Here is a 5,274-nt window from a genome sequence, read left to right as displayed (position 1 = left end):
GTGCGGCACGCATAAAGCGTTCCCAAAGACACCGGCCGCGAAGGGCTGATGCGGGCATTGCTTGACGCCTCCGCGGCGTGCCAGGATACTCAACCACATGGTTCACTCAGACAATGCCACGCTCGACGCCGTCTTTGCCGCGCTCTCCGACCCCACGCGCCGCACGGTGCTGGAAACGCTGGGCGAGCGCAGCCTCAGCGTGACCGAGCTGGCCGAGCCGCATGGCATGTCGCTGACCGGCTTCATGAAGCACCTGYGGGTGCTGGAGGACGCCGGGCTCATCTCGCGCACGAAAGAGGGCCGCATCGTGCGCTGCGAGCTCTCGCCGCGCCCCATGCAGGAGGCTGCCGTGTGGTTGTCGCGCTATGAGAAATTCTGGACCGGGCGCCTCGATGCACTGGCGCGCTTTCTCTACCACCAAGAGGAGACCGAATGGCAAAAGCTGCCGCCCCCGCCACCGAGCGACCCTCGCTCACCCTCCGCAGGCACTACCCCGTTGCCCCCGAAAAAGTCTGGCGCGCGTGGACCGACCCGCAAGCGCTGAAGGCCTGGTTCGGCCCTGAAGAAATCGTTTCCGTGCCGCTGGCCGAAGTCGACCTGCGCGTGGGCGGCCGCTTTCGGGTGGCCATGCGCGCGGCCGACGGCGAGACGCACGACGTGAGCGGCACCTACCTGGAGCTCGTGCCCAACCGCAAGCTGGTCTTCAGCTGGGCCTGGCGCAGCACGCCGGAGCGCGAGTCGCGCGTCACGGTGCGCATCGAGCCCGACGGCAATGGCTGCGAACTGGTCCTGCTGCACGAGCAGTTCTTCGACGAGGCCGCGCGCGACGGGCACAGCCATGGCTGGACCGGCGCCATGGGCAAGCTCGGGAAGTGGTTGGCAGGGCAGCATCAGGGCGCCTGAGCGGCTTTCACGCATTGCCGGCGCGCGGGCGAAGACCCATACTGGGGCCTCCACGACGAGACGACGAACGGAGCCTCCCATGAGCAACGAACTTCGCAAGAAGCTGCACGACCTGGCGGAACTGGCCGACAACACCTCGGACCCGCAGACCAAGGCCATCGTCGAGGCCATACGGCTGCAGACTGCCGTGCTGAACGAACGGCTCTTTGCCATCGAACTGCAGCTGGGCACGCTCACCAGGCGCGTGGAAAACACGACGGACTGAGTGGCCGCCGCTTTGTAGGGATAATCCCCACCATGAGCGGCAACACCTTCGGAACTCTCTTCGCGGTCACCAATTTCGGCGAGTCGCACGGCCCGGCCATCGGCTGCGTCATCGACGGCTGCCCGCCGGGCATGGAACTGAGCGAGGCCGACATCCAGGGCGACCTCGACCGCCGCCGCCCCGGCACCAGCCGCCACGTCACCCAGCGCAACGAGCCCGACGCGGTGCAGATCCTTTCCGGCGTCTACGAAGGCAAGACCACCGGCACCCCGATTGCGCTGCTGATCCAGAACACCGACCAGCGCAGCAAGGACTACGGCCAGATCGCCCAGCAGTTCCGCCCCGGCCACGCCGACTTCACCTACTGGAAGAAATACGGCATCCGCGAYCCGCGCGGCGGYGGSCGCTCTTCGGCGCGGCTCACGGCGCCCATGGTGGCGGCGGGCGCGGTCGCCAAGAAGTGGCTGGCCGAAAAATACGGCATGGTGTTTCGCGGCTGCATGACACAGATCGGCGAGATCGCCATTCCGTTCGAGAGCTGGGACCACGTGCCCGCCAACCCCTTCTTCGCGCCGATGGCTGACGTGAGCGAGCTCGAGGCCTACATGGACCGCCTGCGCAAGGCCGGCGACTCCTGCGGCGCGCGCATCCGCGTCACGGCCAGCAATGTGCCCATCGGCCTCGGCGAGCCACTGTTCGACAAGCTCGACGCCGAGATCGCCTACGCGATGATGGGCATCAACGCCGTGAAGGCGGTGGAGATCGGCGCCGGCTTCGAGAGCATCACGCAGCGCGGCACCACGCACGGCGATTYGATCACGCCCACGGGCTTCGTCACCAACAACGCGGGTGGCATCCTGGGCGGCATCAGCTCGGGGCAAGACCTCGAAGTGAGCATCGCGATCAAGCCCACCAGCTCGATCATCAGCCCGCGCCAGTCCATCGACATCCACAACAACCCCGTCGAGGTGGTCACCAAGGGCCGCCACGATCCGTGCGTCGGCATCCGCGCGACGCCCATCGCCGAGGCCATGCTTGCGCTCGTGGTCATGGAGCACGTGCTGCGCAACCGCGCGCAGTGCGGCGATGTGCAAACGCAAGCCGAGAAGCCGGAATCCGCCTCGCCGCAGGCGTCCTTTCTCTAGTGTCTACCGCGCCGCCTGTGGCCGCCGGGCGCGGCCACCTGCTGGCGTTCGCTGGTCTGTCGGCCAGCTATTTCGCGCACATCGGTTTCTTCAACCCGTACCTGCCGCTGTGGCTCAAGGACCTGGGGCTGCCGATCTTCACGATCAGCCTGCTGGCCTCGGTGCAGTCGATCACGCGCGTGTTCGCGCCCTATGCCTGGGGCGCGCTCAGCGACCACACGGGGCAGCGCGTGAAGCTGCTGCGCTTCAGCGCCGCGGTGGCGCTCGCCAGCTCCTTCGGGCTCTGGTGGCATGGCGGCGCCTGGTGGCTGGCGCTGGTGCTGCTGGTGATGTTCACCCACACCAGCTCGATGATGTCGCTCACCGAAGCCGCCATGGCGCAGCTGGTGGCGGGCGACTGGGGGCGCTACGGGCGCATCCGGCTCTGCGGCTCGGCCGGCTTCCTGGTGACCGTGTTCTTTGCGGGCGAGTGGTTCGAGCGCTTCGGCATGAAGCACTTTCCGGCCTGGGCCGCGGGCACGCTGGCCATCGTGCTGATCGCGACCATGAAGCTGCCCGACATCCGCGAGCCGGTGGCGGCGCACGACGCGGCCAGGGAGCCGATCGGCCCGGTGCTGCGCATTCCTGCGGTGCGGTGGTTCTTCGCATCGCTGTTCTTCCAGGTGATGTCGCACTTCTCGGTCTATGCCTTCTTCTCGCTGTACCTCGACTCGCTCGGCTACGGCAAGAGCGTCATCGGCCTGCTGTGGGCGCTGTCGGTGGTGGCCGAGATCGTCTGGTTCTTCCTGCAGGGACGGCTCATCGGCCTCTTGCCGATGCCGCGCTGGATGCTGGTGTGCGGCATTGCCGCCGTGGCGCGGCTGGGCCTCACGGCCGGGCTGGGCGGCTCGATCGCAGCGCTCGTCGTCGCGCAATGGCTGCATGCGCTGAGCTTTGCGGCGCACCACACGACGTGTATCGCCGTGGTGTCGCGGCGCTTTCCGGGCCGGCTGCGCGGGCGCGGGCAGGCGCTCTTCACCGTGATCGGCTACGGGTTCGGTGGTGTGCTGGGCGTGCTGCTCGGTGGTGCGGTGGCGCAGGAGCTGGGGTACAGGACCATGTTCGCGCTGGCGGCTGTGCTGGCGGCGGTGGGGAGCCTGTGTGCCTGGCGGGTGGTGAGGCTGGAGGGGGCGGCAACGCGCGCCGCCTAGCACTCACGCAAAAAGAAAGCCGCGTTGCACCGCAACTGCGGCACAACGCGGCGTACGCGAATGTGAACGGCGCCGGCCCATGCCGGCGCCGTGCGATCAGGGCACCAGGCCGATCTGGAGGTAGCCGGTGGCCGGGTTGGTGCGCGCACCCACGACGACCGACAGCGTGCCGTCCTGCATCGCGAAATAGCGGTCGGTGCCGCTGCTGTTGATGAGCTTCAGGGCGGGAATCGAGGCGCTCGCCGCAGTGAGGCCATAGCTGACGTTGGAGACGGTGCCATCAGGCTTGGTCAGCGCTGCGGTATATGTCGTCGCGTCGAAGCCGAAGGTGCCCCAGGTGCCGTTGTTGTCTCCACCGCGCGCCGTGGTGTTGAGCCACGTCGACGAATCGACAAGGCCGATGCGGAAGATGGAGTCGTTCGGCGCAACGGAGTTGATGCCCGCCGCGACGTAGACCTTCTTTCCGTCCACCATGATGACCGCCAGAGCACCCTTGTCGCTCGCGTTGGCCACGTTCACGGTGCTCCACGACCCGGCGGACGAACCCGCCGAAATGGCGTAGGTTGCGATCGAGGCAGGTGGGCAGGCGGCAATGGAGGTGATGCCAACCTCATTGCACATGAGCAGCGATGTACCGCCTCCCGTCACTTGAACCTGGCGGATCTGCGAGTCGATCACGCCCGGCCGCATATTGATGCCGAAGCGGATGTAGATCCCGTCGAGCGCACTCTGGGTCGTCACGATGGCGCGGGACCCGATGAACGGCTGGACAGCGTAGCTGCCCGGGACCTGTGCAACCTGGAACGGGAACGAGCCCACCACGGCGTCGGTGATCAGCCGGAAACGGCTGTTGTTCGTCGCCGCGGTATTGCGCGAACTCTTGAAGACATAGGTTCCGGGTTGCGCAGCGTCGGCACTGAACGAGTCCGACACGGCGAGGCCGGTCTCGTCGGTCATCACGTACGACATCGTGTCGAAATTGAGCGCGAGCGTCTGCTGGCTGCCGTTCGTCGCGTACACCTTGTAAGACAGGTTCCGGGCGTCGCCTGCGGCAACATTGAAGACCGTGTCCTTGGTCAGGGCTGCATTGGCCGTCGCCTTCGCGCTGACGGTAAACATGCTGGCCGCATTGGTGTTGTTCGCGATCTGCGCAGACCACTTGGTGCTGGAAATATCCGCATTGCGCAGGCTCACGGAACCGGCAGGGTCGGAACTGCTGTTCCAGTCCGAGCCAAGGTTCGGGGTTACCGTGACCACGTCACCCGGCTTGATGGAGTACTTGCCGTCCCCATTGGCCGTTGCGGAACTGCCATTGACCTGAACCGTCACGCTCAAGGTGGCCGCGGGCAGGATCGGAAACGGCAATCCGCCGCCCCCACCACCGCCACCACCACCTCCTCCACATCCCCCCAACGCCCCGACCAAAGCGGCCGCAGCGGAAAAATAAAACCATTTCATTACATTTATTCCATTTTTTGATTGATGTCGCCACCCATCGGAAGACATGCCCCTCGACTGTCAGATCGTAAATGAATACAGAGAAATGTAAGAATTTATAGGCATTCGGGATATCCCGAACGATGTCTCATCCGCGTCTCCGAGGTGCGCAGGCGGTGTCGACTTTGCCGGCAATTGGATGGGTCTTCGTATTGCCGCTCGCCATAAATCGATACTTAAAATAATTGCACACAAGGAGGCGAGCATGAAGCTCAAATTGAAAACAAAAATCTTATTTCCTGATCTGCGGGCTGTTGAAGCGCGAGGCGCAAGC

Annotated in this window: 6 protein-coding genes; 5 read left to right on the top strand and 1 reads right to left on the bottom strand. The window is 65.5% G+C overall.

Going from position 1 to position 5,274, the window contains the following annotated elements; all coding sequences use genetic code 11:
- The first annotated feature begins 97 nt into the window (after positions 1-97).
- The 5 genes from AC1DOC_RS18055 to AC1DOC_RS18035 all read left to right on the top strand — a co-directional run bounded on the left by AC1DOC_RS18055 (position 98) and on the right by AC1DOC_RS18035 (position 3,503).
- The gene (locus AC1DOC_RS18055; RefSeq protein ID WP_478130201.1) at positions 98-544 is read left to right on the top strand and encodes an ArsR/SmtB family transcription factor; all 447 of its coding nucleotides are present in this window, start codon (positions 98-100) and stop codon (positions 542-544) included.
- Entirely contained in the window at positions 433-903 is a 471-nt protein-coding gene (locus tag AC1DOC_RS18050; protein ID WP_062366610.1) for an SRPBCC family protein, read from the top strand. The genes AC1DOC_RS18055 and AC1DOC_RS18050 overlap by 112 nt, the downstream gene beginning before the upstream one ends.
- Before the next feature lie 79 nt (positions 904-982).
- Entirely contained in the window at positions 983-1,168 is a 186-nt protein-coding gene (locus AC1DOC_RS18045; RefSeq protein ID WP_478081436.1) for a hypothetical protein, read from the top strand.
- A gap of 32 nt (positions 1,169-1,200) precedes the next feature.
- A complete protein-coding gene (gene aroC, locus AC1DOC_RS18040) occupies positions 1,201-2,313 on the top strand; it encodes a chorismate synthase (protein ID WP_478130200.1) in 1,113 nt (370 codons plus the stop codon).
- A complete protein-coding gene (locus AC1DOC_RS18035; RefSeq protein WP_278876912.1) occupies positions 2,313-3,503 on the top strand; it encodes an MFS transporter in 1,191 nt (396 codons plus the stop codon). The genes aroC and AC1DOC_RS18035 overlap by 1 nt, the downstream gene beginning before the upstream one ends.
- A 96-nt stretch (positions 3,504-3,599) precedes the next feature.
- On the opposite strand, the gene AC1DOC_RS18030 is transcribed toward AC1DOC_RS18035, so the two are convergent.
- Positions 3,600-4,961, bottom strand: a complete 1,362-nt coding sequence (locus AC1DOC_RS18030; protein WP_478081435.1) for a hypothetical protein — start codon at positions 4,959-4,961, stop codon at positions 3,600-3,602.
- Positions 4,962-5,274 lie beyond the last annotated feature (313 nt).

It is taken from the genome of Variovorax sp. 01T439_2, assembly GCF_056398445.1.
This window is presented reverse-complemented; position numbering and strand designations above follow the sequence as displayed.